The organism is Actinomadura sp. WAC 06369 (assembly GCF_003947565.1).
GTDB classification, from domain to species: Bacteria; Actinomycetota; Actinomycetes; order Streptosporangiales; family Streptosporangiaceae; genus Spirillospora; species Spirillospora rifamycini.
In genome coordinates this window covers 38,300-55,147 of sequence record NZ_QHJN01000036.1, presented here as the reverse complement: position 1 = coordinate 55,147, position 16,848 = coordinate 38,300, and the positions used below count along the sequence as shown (strand labels likewise).

Below are 16,848 nucleotides of genomic sequence, written 5' to 3'. Positions count from 1 at the left end.
GTGCGGAGGGCGGTCAGGGGGGTGGCGAACATGGTGTTCTTGATCGCGGCCAGGGTGGTGCGGTCCTTGCCGGCCAGGGGGCGGACGCGGGCGTCGGCGGTGGAGGTGAGCCGGTCGAGGTCGGCGATGTCGTCGATCAGGCCCAGGTCGCGGGCCTGCGGGGCGCCGAAGCGGTGCCCGGTGGTCATGGACGCGATGGCGGCGGCCGGGGTGAGCTTGGCCTGGATGAGGGCGGCCATGCCGGGGGTGAAGGGGATGTGGATGTCGACCTCGGGCAGGCAGAGGTAGCCGCGGTCGGCGCGCATCACGCGGTAGTCGTGGGCGAGGGCGAGCATCGTCCCGGCGCCGAAGGCGTGGCCGTTGACCGCCGCGATCGTGGGGACGGGCAGCGCCAGCACCCGGGCGAGGAGGTCCTGCACCCGCTCGACGTAGGGGATCAGTTCCTCGGGGTGGTCCCCGAGCCAGTCGAGGTCCAGGCCGTTGGAGAAGAACTTGCCGCGGCCGGTGGTGACGAGCGCGGCGGGGCCGGGGTGGTCGACCACGGTGTCGAGGTGTTCGTGGACGGTGGTGATCCAGTCCGGGGAGAAGCGGTTCTCGTCCTGGCCGAGGTCGAGAACGAACACCGGGCCGTCGTTGCGCAGTTCGGGCATGGTCAATCCTTGGTCGTAGCGGAAGGCCGGGACGGTGGCGGGATGGTCAGGACGGCGCGGACGGCGGCCTCCAGCCGCTGCCGGGCGTCGGTGTCGACGGGCGTGCGGGCGGACGTCGGGGCGGTGAGGGCGCGCCGGAACGCGGCGGTGGGCAGGTCGACGACGCACAGGGTGATGACCGCGACGGCCGCCGCGTCGGCCCGGCCCCACATGTCGCGGGACAGCCGGGTCAGCAAATCCAGCAGCCGGCGGTCGAGGGCGAGCAGGTCGGCGGTCAGGCGTTCGGGCAGGTCGGGGCCCAGGAGTTGTTCGCGGCGGACGCCCATCAGCATGCGGGCGGCGGCGGGACGGCGCTGGGCGAACGCCGCCGGTGCGTCGGCCGCCGCCACCACCGCGTCGACCGCCGACGCGGACTCGCGGACCGCGGTGGTCTGCCGGTCCAGGAAGGCGTCGGCGGCCCGCAGCCACACCCGTCCCAGCAGGACGGGCAGGGAGCCGAACGCGTGGTAGATCGCCCCGTTCGACACGCCGGTCGCGGCGGCCAGGCCGCGGACGGTGACGCCGTCCGGCCCCGAGTCGGCCACCAGCCGTTCGGCGGCGTCCATGATCAGCTCGGGGTCGTACCTGCGGGGGCGTGCCATGACCGCGAGAGTAACAGAGCGCCTGCTCTGTTATTTCGCCCCCTGCCGGTCACCCCAGTTCGGGCCAGTGGGCGGTGCCGTGGACCGGGACGACGGCGTCGATGCGGCAGCCCATGACCTCGATTGCGGGGAGCAGCGCGCCGCGTACCTGCGCGTCCGTGGCGGGTGGGTAGGCGACCCGGATCTGGTGGCCGTAGGCCGTCTCGTAGGTCAGCTTCCACCGGCCGTCGGCGGTGGCGAAGTGGTCCTGCCGGGCGCCGCCGTTGGCGAAGCCGCCGCGGGCGCGGGTCGGTGCCAGGCTCCGGCGCAGGATGCGGAGGCGCTCCTCGTAGGGCGGTGCGCCGTCCGCCTCGGCCAAGCGCAGATAGACGTGGACGTCACTGCGGCGGGGATCGAACCAGGGGCCGTCGACGTCCGCGCCGCGGTCCCGCATGCTCGCGGTCCGGCGTTCGATGAGCGCGGTGAGCACGGCGGCGACGCCGCCGGCCGGGTACTCGAAGTCGTCGTCGCGCGTCCAGTAGACGGTCTTCCAGTGCGGGGGAGAGCCGGCGGGGTCGGCGAGCCAGGCGAGTGTCCCGCCGACCGAGTCCGAGCCCCAGGCGACGAGCCCTCCGGGCTCGGGGTGGACGGGGTGGGGGCAGTGGCCGAGCATGAGCCGCAGGTCTTCGAGCCGGCCGGGATTCTCCTCGATCGCTTTCTCGGGGGACCAGAGGGAGAACTCGTCGCAGAACGTGCCGGGCCCGTACCGCCGGACGATCGCGGTGAACTCGGGCGGGAGGGTTAGCCCGAGCGCCTCCTCCGCCCGCGTCCAGTCGGTCTCCGCCGGAGAAGGGGGAGGCGGGACGAGCGCGAGCAGCCTTTCGAGCTCCGTCATGGGCGCCGACTCTAACCGCGGCCCGCCCGGGACGTCCCGAACGGGTGGAGGTCCCCGGATAATGGACGGATGCGGGTTGTGATCGCCGAGGATTCGGTGCTGCTGCGCGAGGGGCTCGTCCGGCTGCTCGACGACGCCGGGATCGAGACCGTCGCGACGGTGGGGGACGGGCCCGGGCTGCTCGGGATCGTCGAGGAGCACAAGCCCGACCTCGCCATCGTGGACGTGCGGATGCCGCCGTCGTTCACGGACGAGGGGCTGCGCGCGGCGCTCGCGGTGCGCGAGCGGCGGCCGGAGACGCCGATCCTGGTGCTGTCGCAGTACGTGGAGGAGCGGTACGCGACCGACCTGATCGGCGGCGGCGCGGAGGGCGTGGGCTACCTGCTGAAGGAGCGGGTCGCGGACGTCGCCGAGTTCATCGACGCGGTGCGGCGGATCGCCGCGGGCGGCACCGTCATCGACCCCGAGGTGATCGGCCAGCTGCTGGGGCGGCGGCGGGACGGGGACCCGCTGGAGGCGCTCACGCCGCGGGAGCGGGAGGTGCTCGGGCTGATGGCGCAGGGACGGGCGAACGGTGCGATCGCCGCGGACCTGGTCGTCACCGAAGGGGCCGTGGAGAAGCACATCTCCAACATCTTCGCGAAGCTGCGGCTGCAGCCCGCGCAGGGCGAGCACCGGCGGGTCATGGCCGTCCTCACCTACCTGGGCCGCGCCGGCGGCTGAAGGGGACGCGGGGGAATGCCCGGTGACCTCGGCACGTTCTGGTATCTGGCACACTTGGAGTGCAACCGCTGCGGTACCGGTTCACGCCTCCCACACCTTCCATGGTTCGGCCATGCGTGTCGGGGGCGCCCGGCGACCGCCCCAGGCGAGGAGAAACCCATGAAGGCCGACATTCACCCCGAGTACGTCGTCACGACCGTGACGTGCACGTGCGGCAACACCTTCGAGACGCGCAGCACCGCCCCGAACGGCGTCATCCACGCGGACGTGTGCTCGAACTGCCACCCGTTCTACACGGGCAAGCAGAAGATCCTGGACACCGGCGGCCGGGTGGCGCGCTTCGAGCAGCGCTTCGGCAAGAAGAAGGCCGACAAGTAGGACGAGCGCGCACCAGCGACCAGGGACGGCCCGGGGACCCGAGCGGGCTCCGGGCCGTCCGAAGCCTGCATCCGGAGGCCGCCACGGGTCCCCGGGCCGGAACGGCCAGGACACAGCGTGAATCTCGACGATCTGATCAGCGAATACGCGGGCATCGAAGAGCGGCTCGCGGACCCGTCCGTGCACGCCGACCAGGCGCTCGCGCGGCGGCTCGGCAAGCGGTACGCCGAACTGAAGCCGATCGTCGAGACCTACCGGGACTTCACCGCCACCGAGGACGACCTGGCGGCCGCGCGGGAGCTCGCGGGCGAGGACGAGACGTTCGCCGCCGAGGCGACCGAGCTGGAGAAGCGCCGCGAGGAGCTCGAGGAGCGGCTGCGGCGCCTGCTGGTGCCCCGCGACCCGAACGACGCCAAGGACGTCATCCTCGAGGTCAAGGCCGGTGAGGGCGGCGAGGAGTCGGCGCTGTTCGCGGGCGACCTGCTGCGCATGTACCTGCGGTACGCGGAGCGGGTCGGCTGGAAGACCGAGGTCCTGGACTCGCACCCGTCCGACCTGGGCGGGTACAAGGACGTGACGGTCGCGGTGAAGGCGCGGGGCTCCCAGGAAGAGGGGGTCTGGACGCGCCTGAAGTTCGAGGGCGGCGTGCACCGGGTGCAGCGGGTCCCGGCGACGGAGTCGCAGGGGCGGATCCACACGAGCGCGGTCGGTGTCCTGGTGACGCCCGAGGCCGAGGACGTGGACGTCCAGATCGACCAGAACGACCTGCGGATCGACGTTTACCGTTCGTCCGGTCCCGGTGGGCAGAGCGTCAACACGACCGACTCGGCCGTGCGCATCACGCACGTCCCGACGGGCGTGGTGGTGTCGTGCCAGAACGAGAAGAGCCAGCTCCAGAACAAGGAGCAGGCGCTGCGCATCCTGCGGTCCCGGCTGCTGGCGATCGCGCAGGAGGAGGCGGACGCGGCGGCGGCGGCCGAACGCAAGAGCCAGGTCCGCACGGTGGACCGCTCGGAACGGGTCCGCACCTACAACTATCCGGAGAACCGGATCTCCGACCATCGCGTCGGATACAAGGCGTACAACCTCGACCAGGTGTTGGACGGCGACCTGCACAACGTGACGCAGGCGCTCGTCGACGCCGACATGGAACGCCGGCTGGCCGAAGCCCAGGAATCATGACGCTGCTGCTCGACGAGATCGCCAGGGCGACCGCGCGGCTCGCCGAGGCGGGGGCCGCCTCCCCCCGCGCCGACGCCGAGGAGCTCGCCGCGGCCGTGCACGGCGTCAAGCGGTCCGAGCTGCACGGCGTCCCGGACGGCTCGTTCGACGCGCGGTTCTGGGAGTTCGTCGCCCGGCGCGAGGCCGGCGAGCCGCTGCAGCACATCACCGGCCGCGCGTTCTTCCGCTACCTGGAGCTGAAGGTCGGGCCCGGCGTGTTCGTGCCCCGCCCCGAGACCGAGGTGATGGTCGGCTGGGCGCTGGAGACGCTGCGGGACATGGACGTCCGCGACCCCCTCGTCGTCGACCTCGGCACGGGATCGGCGGCGATCGCCCTGTCGATCGCCCTGGAGGCCCCCCGCGCGCGCGTGCACGCGGTAGAGAAGGACCCCACGGCGTTCGTCCACGCCACCCGCAACATCGAGGAACTGGACGAGCGCGGCCGCGTCCGGCTGCACCTCGGCGACTTCGGGTCCGCGCTGCCGGAGCTGGACGGCACGGTCGACCTCGTCGTCAGCAACCCCCCGTACATCCCGATGAGCGAGTGGGAGTACGTCCCGCCGGACGTCCGCGACCACGACCCGGCCGCGGCCCTGTGGGGCGGCGGGGACGACGGGCTCGACGCCATCCGCGTCGTCGAGCGCACCGCGCGCCGCCTGCTGCGGCCGGGCGGCCACGTCGCCGTCGAGCACAGCGACCTGCAGGGCAACGCCGTCTACTGGACGTTCCCCGAGGAGAACGGCTGGCGCGACGTCCGCAACCGCCGCGACCTCACCGACCGGGACCGGTTCGTCACGGCCCGCATGGTCGCCGACTGACGCCTCCGCGCGGCGCGGCGGGCCGGGGCCGCCGCGGCGGCGGACGCGGCCCGAGCCGGAAGCCGGGCGTGGGAAACTGGGGTCGTGAGCCGACGTTATGACTGCGCTGAGCCGATGGAGCGGACGCGGGGGATCGCGGAGGCGGTCTCGGCGGTGCGACGCGGAGAGCTGATCGTCCTGCCGACGGACACGGTGTACGGCATCGGTGCCGACGCGTTCACGCCCGCGGCGGTCTCGGCGCTGCTGAAGGCCAAGGGCCGGGGGCGGGAGATGCCCCCGCCCGTCCTGGTCGGGTCCGTGCGCGCCGCCACCGCCCTCGTCGAGGACCTCGGCCCCTACGGGCAGGACCTGATCGACGAGTTCTGGCCGGGCGGGCTGACGCTGGTGTGCCGCGCCAACCGCAGCCTCATGTGGGACCTCGGCGAGACCAAGGGCACGGTCGCGGTGCGGATGCCGATGCACGAACTCGCGGTGGAGCTCCTCAAGGAGACCGGCCCGCTGGCGGTCAGCAGTGCGAACCTGAGCGGCTCGCCCGCCGCGCGGAACGCCGAGGCGGCCGAGGAGATGCTCGGCGACTCCGTCGAGGTCTACCTGGACGGCGGCGCGTCCGGGCACGGCGACCCCTCCACGATCATCGACCTGACCGGCTCGGTGCCGCGCCTGCTGCGCGCGGGCGCCGTCCCGGTCGAGAAGATCCGCGCCGTCGTCGGCATCCTGCTCACCGACGACGAGGACGACGCGAAGGACGAGGACGAGCCGGACGGCGCGTCGGCGCCCCTGTCGCTCACGAAGGACACGCCCGCGAAGGACGCGGCCGAGCCGTCCGACGCCCCCGCGCCGCCGTCCCTGAAGAAGGACGCATCGCCGGCAGACGAGCCGGAGGACGGCGACGTCCCGTCCCTGACGAAGGACGAGCCGGCGAAGGACGCCACGGAGCCCGGGGACGTCCCGTCCTTGACGAAGGACGAGTCCGCGAAGGGTGCCGCCGAGCCCGAGGACGTCCCGGAGGGTGGCGACGTCCCGTCCCTGACGAAGGACGAACCCGCGAAAACCGCCGACGAGCCCGCGAAGGTCGCGAAGGTCGCGAAGGACGCGGAGGACGGCGCCGCGAAGACCACGGACTCCTCCCCGGCCGACGAGAAGCGCTAGCAAACCCCCGCCCGCACACCCCAGCCGTCCCTGCCACCCGCGTTCCCGCCGTCCGCGCGCCCGCACGGCGCACGTGACGGCGTGAACGGACGGCCCGTCCGTGCGCGTCCCCGCACGGGCCAGAGGCCCCTCCGGGGCCGGGCCCGCGTGGGGTCCTGGCGGCGCCCTGGAGGCTTCGAGGCGGGCGGGGAGTGTGGGGCCTCCCGTACCCGCGAGGTGTCGGGGAACGTGCGGGACGGGCGCGCTCACGGCCCTGCGGGGGCGCCCTGGGGCGGGCGCCCGGCTGCCCGTCGGGCGGTGCGGCGTGCCCTCGCGGCAATTCCGGGGCATCCCGGACGCAACCCCGGAGCCAGGGGGTTCGTCCAAAACCCGGGGATTCTCGGCATCGGTGCGTTGGGCCCGCGGCCGCCGGGTAGCGATGCGACGATGCGAGACGTGCGTGGCCGGGTCCGGGGGCCCGGGATCGGGGCGGGCGTGCTGCTGGTGGCGCTGCTGGTCGTGCCCGCCGCGGCCGATCCGGCGGTGCGGCCGCGGATCCCGACCTACGACGTGGTCCTGGCCCTGCGCGCGGACGGGGTCCTGCACGTGCGGGAGACGATCACGTTCGACTTCGCCGACGGCGGCCGCGGGCTCGTGCGGCGCCTGCGGTACCGCGTCGGCGACCGCCTGTACGAGGTGCGGGACGTGCGCGCCAGTTCGTCCACCGGGGCGCCGGCCCGGGTGCGGACGACGAAGCTGGGGCACGAGCTGCGGATCGGGGTCGGCACCCGGGGGCCCGAGGTGCGCGGGCGGCAGGCGTACGTGATCGAGTACGACGTGCTGCGGGCGTTCACGCCGCGCGCGGGGTTCGACGAGCTCGGGTGGGACGCGATCGGCACGGGCTGGGACGTCCCGATCGAGCACGCGGCGGTCCGGGTGGAGGCGCCGGTGCGGCTGCGGGACGTGCGGTGCCGCGCGGGCAGGCCGGGGGCGAGCGTCGGCTGCGCGGGGGACCGGGACGGGCGGTACGCGATCGCCTTCACGCAGGACGGGCTGGCGGCGGGCGAGGGGATGCGGGTGCGGGTGCGGCTGCCCGACCGGGCGGTCACGGCGCCGCCGCCCGCGTACGCGCGGCCGCACTGGGCGGGGACGTGGCTGGGGACGGCGGTGCTCGCGTTGGCGGTGGCCGCGGCGGGGCTGGTGGTGCGGCGGCCGCCGCGGCGGCGGTCGGGGACGGGCCTGGCGGCGGCGGGCGCGCTGCTGGTCGCCGCGGACGCCGCGGACGACGTCGTCGCGGGCGGACCCTGGGCGTTCTCGCTGGGAGACGCGTCGCTGGCGGGGCTCGCGCTCCTCACGGTGGGCGTTGGAATCGTTTTCGCCCACAGGGTAGGAGAGCCGTAAGGCACGCGGGCGGTCGCGGGTTGGGATTACAGTTGGTCGGTCTCGGGGCGAACTGATCGCCCGGGAGGGCCGTCTACGTATCAAGGGACGTGTGCCGGCTGGACGCGCGCGTCCGTTCGGTGGCGGCGCGGAGACCGGTGAGGGGAGGCGCAAGGGCGTGCGGGAGTACCTGCTGACCATGCTGGTCGCCGCTCTCGTGTCCTACGTGCTGACTCCCTCGGTGCGCAGGTTCGCCGTCTGGTTCGGGGCGCAGGCCGTCCCGCGCGACCGGGACGTGCACGTGATCCCGACGCCCCGGCTGGGCGGGCTCGCGATGTTCGGCGGGATGGTCGCCGCGCTGGTCGTGGCGACGGGGCTGCCGGAGATGCGCAAGGTCCTGCAGGACGGCGACATCACGGTCGCGAAGGCGCTGCTGATATCCGGCGGGCTGATCGTGCTGGTCGGCATCGCCGACGACCGGTGGGAGGTCGACGCCCTCACCAAGTTCGCCGGGCAGGTCGCCGCCGCCGGGATCTTCATCATGCAGGGCATCCAGATCTACGTGATCCCGCTGCCGAACGGGGAGTCGCTGTCGCTGCCGCCCGCGTACGGGGTGCCGCTGACGGTGTTCGTCGTGGTCGCGACGATCAACGCGGTCAACTTCATCGACGGGCTGGACGGCCTGGCGGCGGGCGTCGTGGGCATCGCGGCGCTCGCGCTGTTCTCGTACGCGTACCTGCTGTCGAAGGCGAACGGCATGACGACGCTGACGAGCGCGACGCTGACGGCGGCGGTGCTGTTCGGGATCTGCGCGGGCTTCCTGCCGCACAACTTCAGCCCGGCCCGGATCTTCATGGGCGACACCGGGTCGATGCTGATCGGGCTGCTGCTCAGCGCGTCGACGATCATGCTGACGGGGCAGTTCGACCCGGCCGTCCTCGCGAACGGGCTGTTCCCGTTCTGGGTGCCGCTGCTGCTGGTCCCGGCCGTGGCGGCGGTGCCGTTCATGGACATGCTGCTCGCCGTGTGGCGCCGCACGAACCAGGGCCGGTCGCCGTTCTCGCCGGACAAGCAGCACCTGCACCACCGGCTGCTGCAGCTCGGCCACTCGACCCGCCGCGCCGTGCTGATCATGTACTTCTGGGTGGGGCTGCTGGCGTCCGGGCTTGTCGGGCTGGCGATCTTCGACGCGGCCTGGCTCACCCTCGGCATCACCCTGGTCGTGGCGGTCGCCGGCGTGGTGCTGGTGCTGGCCGGCCCGGGGCGCGGACGGCGCCGCGGGCGGAAGCGCGCGTCCGGTGCGGACGACGCCGAGGGCGGCGCCGAACCCGCGGTGCGCACGGAGATGCCGGTCTGACGGCCCGTCCGGCCGCGGCACCCGACTCCCCGTAACCGAATCCGGTTCCGTGATTTGCGCCACTCGAAGGCGAACGCAGCCCCCCGGGCGGGGGGCCCGAAGGCGACTCGCCGGTAACGATCAGACGTCTGAGGACATGTCACTCGGCGTGTTCGCTTAAGGTCGGCTCTGTCCGCACCGTCCGGGCATCGCATTACCTAGAGGGTAATTGTGGACATTCCGGACGCTTGTGATACCTTTCACGAACAAGAGACGAACACTCAACGTGACCAGCCGGAGCCCTCATGCAACCTTCCGACGCCCGGATGCTCCGCGGCGCCGCGATCCCGACCGCAGCGGTCGGCGTGGGTGCCGTCCTGATCGGCCTGCTGACCGCGGGCACCAAGGGGCTCTTCGGTGCGGCGCTGGCCGCGGTCGTGGTGATCGCCTTCTTCTCCCTCAGCGCCGTGGTGGTGTCGTGGGCCGGCCGCATCTCCGCGCAGACGATGATGCTCGCCGCGCTCGCCAGCTACGTCGTCAAGATCCTCGCGGTGATGGTGCTGGTCACGCTCATCGACGGGGTGTCGCTCTGGAACACGACGGTCTTCGCCTGGTCGGTCATCGGACTGGCCCTGACGTGGATCGCGGCGGAGTTCCGGGTCACGCTGCAGCGGGGGAGGCCCTACATTGACGAGCCCGAGGGCGCCCTGGACAAGGTTCCGTGATGAGCCCGTCACGGACGGTGCCGTCCGGAGGGGCGGCGCCGCGACCGATCGCCAGGGACTACTCCAATATGACCACCGCCATGGTGGCCTGCTATCGTCCGGAGCGCGATGAGCGAGCAGAAGCGTCGGCCGGAGGACGGTCAGAAGGAATTCGCCGACGCCGCCTGGTCCACACCCAGCTACCTCCTGTCCGGGATGATCATCTGGGGCGGTCTCGGCTGGCTGCTGGCCAAGTGGACGGGACAGGTGTGGTTCACCCCGGTCGGCGTGGTCATCGGCATCGGGCTCGCCATCTACCTGATGTACGTGAAGTACGGTCGCCATTCCGCCTGAGCGGCCCCGCCGCCGAGGAAGCCTTCGTGATCCATCGCCACATTGATGAAGGGAACGCCGCGTGAACGCGCAGACGGTCCTCGCCTCCACCGGTGGAGGGGAGTTCCAGGCCCCGGGGCCGGAGCTCTTCGATTTCCCGCCCCTGTTCGCCGGCGGCCCCGAGTGGCTCACCAAGCCGGTGCTCTTCGCGATCGTCGGCGCGCTCGTCGTCTGCGTCTTCTGCTGGAGCGCGTTCGCCAAGCCGAAGCTGGTGCCGCGGGGCGTGCAGAACGTCGGCGAGATCGGCTACGTGTTCGTCCGCGACGAGATCGCCCGCCCGTTCCTCGGCAAGAACACCGAGCGGTGGATGCCGCTGCTCATGTCGGTGTTCCTGCTGATCTGGGTCTGGAACATCTTCGCGGTCATCCCGGTGATCCAGTTCCCGATCGCCTCGCACATCGCGTTCCCGATCGTGATGGCGCTGTTCATCTACTTCATCAAGGTGTACCTGGGCATCAAGCACCAGGGGCCGGGCAAGTACTTCACGGACATGATCCCGAAGGGGCTGCCCCTCCCCGTCTACTTCCTGCTGGTGCCGATCGAGTACCTGTCGACCTTCATCCTGGCGCCCTTCACCCACGCGGTGCGGCTCTTCGCCAACATGTTCGCCGGTCACATGATCCTGGCGTTCTTCAGCCTCGTCGGCTTCTGGTTCCTGTTCGAGAAGCCCACGGCCATGGGGTTCGGAGTGGGCATCATCGGCGTGCTCGTCACCATCCTGCTGACCGCGTTCGAGCTGCTCATCCAGTTCCTGCAGGCGTTCCTGTTCACGATGCTGGCCGCCATGTACATCCAGAGCGGCCTGCACGCGGACCACTAAAGGCCACACGGTGTCGCTCTGCCCCCCGGCGGAGCGTCCCAAACAGACAACCTCGATAAGCCAGACCGGCGGACACTCCGCCGGCCGACAGAAAAGGAAAGAACCCATGACGGGAGTGCTCGCCGCCGTCGAAGGCAACGTCACCGCGATCGGGTACGGCCTCGCCGCCATCGGCCCCGGCATCGGCATCGGCATCATCTTCGGCCAGGGCGTCAACGCGATCGCCCGCCAGCCGGAGCTGACCGGCGTCATCCGCACCAACATGATGCTGGGCTTCGTCCTCACCGAGGCGCTGGCCCTCATCGGTCTGGTCGCGCCGTTCATCTTCCAGGGCATCTGATCCGGGCTTCAACCTGAGGAGGGGCTGTAGACATGATCACAGCGACTTCCGTCCTCGCGGCGGAGGAGAACAACCCTCTGCTTCCGCACCCCTACGAGCTGGTCGTCGGGATCTTCTCGTTCCTCGTCGTCCTCATCGTCGTCGGCAAGATCCTCACCCCGCGCATCCAGAAGACCCTCGAAGAGCGGTCCAATGAGATCGAGGGGGGCCTGAAGCGGGCCGAGGAGGCCCAGGCCAAGGCCAAGGCGACGCTCGAGGAGTACAAGGCCCGGGAGAAGCAGGCCGCGGTCGACGCGTCCGAGGCGCGCCGGAAGGCCGAGGAGCAGGCCGCCGCGATCATCGCGGAGGCCAAGGAGCGGGCTCAGGTCGAGGCGAACCGCATCACCGAGGCCGCCAAGGCCGAGATCGAGGCGGAGCGCCAGCAGGCCCTCGCGGCGCTGCGCGCCGAGATCGGCACGCTGTCGGTCGACCTCGCCGGGCGGGTCGTGGGCGAGTCCCTCGAGGACAGCGCGCGCCAGAGCCGGGTGGTCGACCGGTTCCTCGAAGAGCTCGAGGACCGTGCTCGCACGCAGGAGCAGATCACATCATGACCATCACGGGAGCGGTGAGCAGGGCGTCGCTGGCCGAGGCCGGGGAGCGGCTGGAGGCGGTCATTGCCTCCGGTGACGCCGACCTGGCCCGGCTGGGCGGCGACCTGTTCTCGGTGCTGCACCTGATCGACCGCGAGCACGGGCTGCGGCGGGCGGTGTCCGACCCCTCGCGGGACGGCGCCGACAAGGCGCAGCTCGTCCGGATCCTGCTGGAGGGCAAGGTCACGCCGGCCGCTCTCGGGCTGGTCGCCGACGTCGTCGCGCTGCGCTGGTCGACGTCCTCGGAGCTGGCGGACGCGGTGGAGGTCCTCGCGGTCTCCGCCGAGGCCGCCCGCGCCGAGGCGGACGGGCGGATCGACGACCTGGAGGACGAGCTCTTCCGGTTCTCCCGGCTCGTCGAGGGCGAGGCGGAACTGCGCGCCGCGCTGACGAACCGCGCCCTGCCGGACGACCGGAAGACCGGGCTGCTCGGCGCGCTGCTGGACGGCAAGGTCACCGCGGCCACATCGGCCCTGGTCACCGAGGTCGTTCTGCGGCCGCGAGGACGTAGCCTGGAGAGCGGGCTGGCCGAGTACGGCAAGCTCGTCACCCGGCGCCGGCAGCGGCTGGTGGCCCTGGTCCGCACGCCGGTCGAGCTTTCCGAGGCGCAGCGCACGCGACTCGCGGCGGTGCTCGCCGCCGCGTACGGCCACGAGGTACACCTGAACATCGAGCTCGACCCGTCCACGATCGGCGGTCTGTCGATCCAGATCGGGGACGAGATCATCGACGGCACGATCGCCGGACGGCTGGACGACGTCCGCCGGCGGCTCGGCACCGGCTGAGGCCGGCAGAGCTGACCCCAAAGGGAGCAAGAGAGGAATCATGGCGGAGCTGACGATCCGTCCGGATGAGATCCGGAACGCGCTGGAGCGCTTCGTCCAGTCGTACGAGCCCGAGGCCGCCGCGCGCGAAGAGGTCGGCACCGTCGTCGATTCGGGCGACGGCATCGCCCACGTCGAGGGGCTGCCCTCCGCGATGGCGAACGAACTCCTGGAGTTCGAGGACGGCACCCGCGGCCTGGCTCTGAACCTGGACGTGCGCGAGATCGGCGCCGTCGTCCTGGGTGACTTCAGCGGCATCGAGGAGGGCCAGAAGGTCCGCCGGACCGGCGAGGTCCTCTCGGTCCCGGTCGGCGACGGCTACCTCGGCCGCGTCGTCGACGCACTGGGCAACCCGCTGGACGGCAAGGGCGCGATCGAGACGACCGAGCGTCGTGCCCTGGAGCTGCAGGCGCCCACCGTCGTGCAGCGGCAGTCGGTGAGCGAGCCGCTGCAGACCGGCATCAAGGCGATCGACGCCATGACGCCGATCGGCCGCGGCCAGCGCCAGCTGATCATCGGTGACCGGCAGACGGGCAAGACGACCGTCGCCGTGGACACCATCATCAACCAGAAGGAAGCCTGGGAGTCGGGCGACGAGAGCAAGCAGGTCCGCTGCATCTACGTCGCGGTCGGCCAGAAGGGCTCCACGATCGCCAACGTGCGCCGCTCCCTGGAGGAGGCCGGCGCGCTGGAGTACACCACGATCGTGGCGGCCCCGGCGTCCGACCCGGCCGGCTACAAGTACATCGCCCCCTACACCGGGTCGGCGATCGGCCAGCACTGGATGTACCAGGGCAAGCACGTCCTGATCGTCTTCGACGACCTGTCGAAGCAGGCCGAGGCGTACCGCGCGGTGTCGCTGCTGCTGCGCCGCCCGCCGGGCCGCGAGGCGTACCCGGGCGACGTCTTCTACCTGCACTCGCGTCTGCTGGAGCGCTGCGCGAAGCTGTCGGACGACCTGGGCGCCGGTTCGATGACGGGTCTGCCGATCATCGAGACCAAGGGCAACGACGTGTCGGCGTACATCCCGACGAACGTCATCTCGATCACCGACGGGCAGTGCTTCCTGGAGACGGACCTGTTCAACCAGGGCGTCCGGCCGGCCATCAACGTCGGTATCTCGGTGTCCCGAGTCGGCGGTTCCGCGCAGATCAAGGCGATGCGCAAGGTCGCCGGTTCGCTGAAGCTGGCGCTGTCGCAGTTCCGTGACCTGGAGGCGTTCGCCGCCTTCGCGTCCGACCTGGACGCCGCGTCCCGCGCGCAGCTGGACCGGGGCGCGCGCCTGGTGGAGCTGCTGAAGCAGCCGCAGGGCAACCCGTTCCCGGTCGAGCAGGAGGTCGTGTCGGTGTGGGCCGGCACGTCCGGCCAGCTGGACGACGTCCCCGTCGCCGACATCCGCCGCTTCGAGCGCGAGTTCATCGACCACGTCCAGCGCGAGGAGGGCGGTCTGCTGACCTCCATCCGCGAGACGGGCCAGCTCTCGGACGACGGCCTGGGCGCGCTCGAGCGCACGATGGCCTCCTTCAAGAAGGGCTTCCAGACCAGCGAGGGTGAGCTGCTGGCGACGGAGGAGAACGTCGAAGCGATCGACGAGGAGGCCGTCGGCCAGGAGACGATCACCCGCGTCAAGAAGGGCTGACGGGCGATGGCCCAGGTTCGCCAACTCCGGCAGAAGATCAGGTCGGTCAAGTCGACCGCCAAGATCACTCGTGCCCAGGAGATGATCGCCACCTCGCGGATCGTCAAGGCCCAGCAGGCGGTGGCGGCGTCCAAGCCGTACGCCGACCAGATCACGCAGGCCCTGTCCGCGCTGGTGAGCCATCACGTGGGCGTCGACCATCCGCTGCTCCAGGAGCAGCCGACCGACAACCGCAGCGCCGTGCTGATCGTCACCAGCGACGGCGGCTTCTGCGGCGCGTACAACGTCAACGTCATCCGCGAGGCGGAGGCGCTGATCAAGCGGCTGCGGGACGAGGGCCGCGAACCGGTCCCGTACGTGGTCGGAAACAAGGGCATCACCTGGTACCGGTTCCGCGACCGGCACATCCAGGAGCAGTGGGCGGGCTTCACCGACCGGCCCGACTTCGCCTCGGCGGAGCGGATCGGCCGGCGGCTGACCGAGGACTTCCTGAAGACGGACGCGGAGGGCGGCGTCGGTGAGATCCACGTGGTCTACACCGAGTTCGTCACGCGGCTGACGCAGGAGGTCCGGGTCACGCGCCTGATGCCGCTGGAACTCGACGAGGTCACCAGCGACAAGGTGCCGCCGGCGTACGAGTTCGAGCCGTCGGCGCAGGCCGCGCTGGACCTGCTGCTGCCCAACTACGTCGAGAGCCGCATCTTCCACATGCTGCTCCAGTCTGCGGCGTCCTTCCAGGCGTCGAAGCAGCGGGCGATGAAGTCGGCGACCGACAACGCGAACGAACTCGTCGAGGTCTACACGCGCCAGATGAACCAGGTGCGGCAGGCCATGATCACCCAGGAAATCAGCGAGATCGTCGGTGGCGCTGACGCGCTCGCCGATTCTGGCGGGGAGTAGACAATGACTGCACAGGTAGAGACGGCGACCGCGACCGGGCGCGTCGCCCGTGTCATCGGCCCGGTCGTCGACGTGGAGTTCCCCGCCGACGCCATCCCGGAGATCTACAACGCCCTTCGCGTCGACGCGAACATCGGCGGCGACGTCCAGACCCTGACCATGGAGGTCGCGCAGCACCTCGGCGACAACATGGTGCGGGCCATCTCGATGAAGCCGACCGACGGCGTCGTCCGCGGCGCCCCGGTCATCGACACCGGCGAGTCCATCTCGGTGCCGGTCGGCGACGTCACCAAGGGCCACGTGTGGAACGCCCTCGGCGACACGCTGGACGTTCCGACGGCCTCCCTGGAGATCAACGAGCGCTGGGGCATCCACCGCAAGGCGCCGGCGTTCGACCAGCTGGAGTCCAAGACCGAGATGCTGGAGACCGGCATCAAGGTCATCGACCTCCTCTGCCCGTACGTCAAGGGCGGGAAGATCGGCCTGTTCGGCGGCGCCGGCGTGGGCAAGACGGTCCTCATCCAGGAGATGATCCGCCGTGTCGCCCGCAACTTCGGCGGCACCTCGGTGTTCGCGGGCGTCGGCGAGCGCACCCGTGAGGGCAACGACCTCTGGGTGGAGATGGACGAGGCGGACGTCCTCAAGGACACCGCGCTCGTGTTCGGCCAGATGGACGAGCCGCCGGGCACCCGTCTGCGGGTCGCGCTGTCGGCGCTGACGATGGCCGAGTACTTCCGGGACGTCCAGAACCAGGACGTGCTGCTGTTCATCGACAACATCTTCCGGTTCACCCAGGCCGGCTCGGAGGTCTCCACGCTGCTCGGGCGCATGCCGTCCGCGGTGGGCTACCAGCCGACCCTGGCGGACGAGATGGGCGTGCTGCAGGAGCGGATCACCTCGACGCGCGGTCACTCGATCACCTCGATGCAGGCGATCTACGTGCCCGCCGACGACATCACCGACCCGGCGCCGCACACCACGTTCGCGCACCTGGACGCCACCACGACGCTCTCCCGGGCCATCACCGAGAAGGGCATCTACCCGGCGGTCGACCCGCTCGACTCCTCCTCGCGGATCATGGACCCGCAGGTGCTGGGCAACGAGCACTACGAGGTCGCCCAGGAAGTGATCCGGATCCTGCAGAAGTACAAGGAGCTGCAGGACATCATCGCGATCCTCGGTATCGACGAGCTCTCCGAAGAGGACAAGGTCACGGTCAACCGGGCGCGGCGCATCGAGCGCTTCCTGTCGCACCCGATGTACGTGGCCGAGCAGTTCACCGGCCAGCCCGGTGTGACCGTGCCGAAGGACGAGACGGTCGCGTCCTTCAAGGCCATCGCGGAGGGCAAGTACGACCACATCCCCGAGCAGGCGTTCTTCATGTGCGGTGGCATCGAGGACGTCGAGAAGAAGGCCAAGGAGCTGGAGAAGTAGTCCGCTCCGGTGCGGC

The 16,848-nt window shown here is 71.2% G+C and carries 18 protein-coding genes and 1 pseudogene; 16 read left to right on the top strand and 3 right to left on the bottom strand.

Annotated elements, in window-relative coordinates; translation table 11 throughout:
* From DMH08_RS12770 to DMH08_RS12760, 3 genes are all read right to left on the bottom strand, one after another.
* On the bottom strand, positions 1 to 650 hold a 650-nt coding region (locus DMH08_RS12770), incomplete at its 3' end, for an enoyl-CoA hydratase-related protein (RefSeq protein ID WP_125613989.1).
* A gap of 2 nt (positions 651 to 652) precedes the next feature.
* A complete protein-coding gene (locus DMH08_RS12765) occupies positions 653 to 1,291 on the bottom strand; it encodes a TetR/AcrR family transcriptional regulator (RefSeq protein WP_125613987.1) in 639 nt (212 codons plus the stop codon).
* A 49-nt stretch (positions 1,292 to 1,340) separates the two neighbouring features.
* Positions 1,341 to 2,165, bottom strand: coding sequence for an SMI1/KNR4 family protein (locus DMH08_RS12760; RefSeq protein WP_125613984.1), 825 nt, complete (start codon positions 2,163 to 2,165; stop codon positions 1,341 to 1,343).
* Between the two features lie 69 nt (positions 2,166 to 2,234).
* Here DMH08_RS12760 and DMH08_RS12755 point away from each other — a divergent pair, with 69 nt between their 5' ends.
* The 16 genes and pseudogenes from DMH08_RS12755 to atpD all read left to right on the top strand — a co-directional run bounded on the left by DMH08_RS12755 (position 2,235) and on the right by atpD (position 16,832).
* Entirely contained in the window at positions 2,235 to 2,888 is a 654-nt protein-coding gene (locus tag DMH08_RS12755; RefSeq protein WP_125613981.1) for a response regulator transcription factor, read from the top strand.
* 159 nt (positions 2,889 to 3,047) lie between these two features.
* Positions 3,048 to 3,266: a 50S ribosomal protein L31 gene (gene rpmE / locus DMH08_RS12750; protein WP_026402440.1), complete on the top strand. Its 219-nt coding sequence runs from the start codon at positions 3,048 to 3,050 to the stop codon at positions 3,264 to 3,266.
* A 117-nt stretch (positions 3,267 to 3,383) separates the two neighbouring features.
* On the top strand, positions 3,384 to 4,448 hold the full coding sequence (gene prfA, locus DMH08_RS12745) for a peptide chain release factor 1 (RefSeq protein ID WP_026402441.1): 1,065 nt from the start codon (positions 3,384 to 3,386) through the stop codon (positions 4,446 to 4,448).
* Positions 4,445 to 5,305, top strand: a complete 861-nt coding sequence (prmC, locus tag DMH08_RS12740; RefSeq protein WP_026402442.1) for a peptide chain release factor N(5)-glutamine methyltransferase — start codon at positions 4,445 to 4,447, stop codon at positions 5,303 to 5,305. Before prfA ends, prmC begins: the two co-directional genes overlap by 4 nt.
* Positions 5,306 to 5,389: 84 nt before the next feature.
* Positions 5,390 to 6,017, top strand: a pseudogene (locus tag DMH08_RS41585) (L-threonylcarbamoyladenylate synthase); the annotation flags it as partial.
* An 863-nt stretch (positions 6,018 to 6,880) separates the two neighbouring features.
* Positions 6,881 to 7,834 (top strand): DUF2207 domain-containing protein, encoded by a 954-nt coding sequence (locus DMH08_RS12730; protein WP_125613978.1) that lies wholly within the window; start codon positions 6,881 to 6,883, stop codon positions 7,832 to 7,834.
* Between the two features lie 91 nt (positions 7,835 to 7,925).
* Positions 7,926 to 9,170, top strand: coding sequence for a glycosyltransferase family 4 protein (locus DMH08_RS12725; protein ID WP_233617556.1), 1,245 nt, complete (start codon positions 7,926 to 7,928; stop codon positions 9,168 to 9,170).
* 284 nt (positions 9,171 to 9,454) lie between these two features.
* Positions 9,455 to 9,874, top strand: coding sequence for a hypothetical protein (locus DMH08_RS12720; protein ID WP_026402444.1), 420 nt, complete (start codon positions 9,455 to 9,457; stop codon positions 9,872 to 9,874).
* Positions 9,875 to 9,982: 108 nt separating this feature from the next.
* Positions 9,983 to 10,207, top strand: a complete 225-nt coding sequence (locus DMH08_RS12715) for an AtpZ/AtpI family protein (protein WP_034517835.1) — start codon at positions 9,983 to 9,985, stop codon at positions 10,205 to 10,207.
* 61 nt (positions 10,208 to 10,268) lie between these two features.
* Positions 10,269 to 11,066, top strand: coding sequence for a F0F1 ATP synthase subunit A (gene atpB, locus DMH08_RS12710; RefSeq protein ID WP_026402446.1), 798 nt, complete (start codon positions 10,269 to 10,271; stop codon positions 11,064 to 11,066).
* Positions 11,067 to 11,172: 106 nt separating this feature from the next.
* Positions 11,173 to 11,406, top strand: a complete 234-nt coding sequence (atpE, locus tag DMH08_RS12705; RefSeq protein ID WP_026402447.1) for an ATP synthase F0 subunit C — start codon at positions 11,173 to 11,175, stop codon at positions 11,404 to 11,406.
* 32 nt (positions 11,407 to 11,438) lie between these two features.
* Complete coding sequence (locus DMH08_RS12700) at positions 11,439 to 11,996, top strand: F0F1 ATP synthase subunit B (protein ID WP_125613975.1); 558 nt, start codon at positions 11,439 to 11,441, stop codon at positions 11,994 to 11,996.
* Positions 11,993 to 12,820: a F0F1 ATP synthase subunit delta gene (locus tag DMH08_RS12695; RefSeq protein ID WP_026402449.1), complete on the top strand. Its 828-nt coding sequence runs from the start codon at positions 11,993 to 11,995 to the stop codon at positions 12,818 to 12,820. Before DMH08_RS12700 ends, DMH08_RS12695 begins: the two co-directional genes overlap by 4 nt.
* A 40-nt stretch (positions 12,821 to 12,860) precedes the next feature.
* Positions 12,861 to 14,498 (top strand): F0F1 ATP synthase subunit alpha, encoded by a 1,638-nt coding sequence (gene atpA, locus DMH08_RS12690; RefSeq protein ID WP_026402450.1) that lies wholly within the window; start codon positions 12,861 to 12,863, stop codon positions 14,496 to 14,498.
* A 6-nt stretch (positions 14,499 to 14,504) separates the two neighbouring features.
* Positions 14,505 to 15,398 (top strand): F0F1 ATP synthase subunit gamma, encoded by an 894-nt coding sequence (locus tag DMH08_RS12685; protein WP_026402451.1) that lies wholly within the window; start codon positions 14,505 to 14,507, stop codon positions 15,396 to 15,398.
* A gap of 3 nt (positions 15,399 to 15,401) precedes the next feature.
* Positions 15,402 to 16,832 carry a F0F1 ATP synthase subunit beta gene (gene atpD / locus DMH08_RS12680; protein WP_026402452.1) on the top strand — a complete coding sequence of 477 codons (1,431 nt, stop codon included), beginning with the start codon at positions 15,402 to 15,404 and terminating at the stop codon, positions 16,830 to 16,832.
* The last annotated feature ends 16 nt before the right edge of the window (positions 16,833 to 16,848 follow it).

Coding starts and splice junctions, on each gene's coding strand:
- DMH08_RS12765 (WP_125613987.1), bottom strand. CDS start 1,291: ATGGCACGCCCCCGCAGGTACGACCCCGAGCTGATCATGGACGCCGCC.
- DMH08_RS12760 (WP_125613984.1), bottom strand. CDS start 2,165: ATGACGGAGCTCGAAAGGCTGCTCGCGCTCGTCCCGCCTCCCCCTTCT.
- DMH08_RS12755 (WP_125613981.1), top strand. CDS start 2,235: ATGCGGGTTGTGATCGCCGAGGATTCGGTGCTGCTGCGCGAGGGGCTC.
- rpmE (WP_026402440.1), top strand. CDS start 3,048: ATGAAGGCCGACATTCACCCCGAGTACGTCGTCACGACCGTGACGTGC.
- prmC (WP_026402442.1), top strand. CDS start 4,445: ATGACGCTGCTGCTCGACGAGATCGCCAGGGCGACCGCGCGGCTCGCC.
- DMH08_RS12730 (WP_125613978.1), top strand. CDS start 6,881: ATGCGAGACGTGCGTGGCCGGGTCCGGGGGCCCGGGATCGGGGCGGGC.
- DMH08_RS12720 (WP_026402444.1), top strand. CDS start 9,455: ATGCAACCTTCCGACGCCCGGATGCTCCGCGGCGCCGCGATCCCGACC.
- DMH08_RS12715 (WP_034517835.1), top strand. CDS start 9,983: ATGAGCGAGCAGAAGCGTCGGCCGGAGGACGGTCAGAAGGAATTCGCC.
- atpE (WP_026402447.1), top strand. CDS start 11,173: ATGACGGGAGTGCTCGCCGCCGTCGAAGGCAACGTCACCGCGATCGGG.
- DMH08_RS12700 (WP_125613975.1), top strand. CDS start 11,439: ATGATCACAGCGACTTCCGTCCTCGCGGCGGAGGAGAACAACCCTCTG.
- DMH08_RS12695 (WP_026402449.1), top strand. CDS start 11,993: ATGACCATCACGGGAGCGGTGAGCAGGGCGTCGCTGGCCGAGGCCGGG.
- atpA (WP_026402450.1), top strand. CDS start 12,861: ATGGCGGAGCTGACGATCCGTCCGGATGAGATCCGGAACGCGCTGGAG.
- DMH08_RS12685 (WP_026402451.1), top strand. CDS start 14,505: ATGGCCCAGGTTCGCCAACTCCGGCAGAAGATCAGGTCGGTCAAGTCG.
- atpD (WP_026402452.1), top strand. CDS start 15,402: ATGACTGCACAGGTAGAGACGGCGACCGCGACCGGGCGCGTCGCCCGT.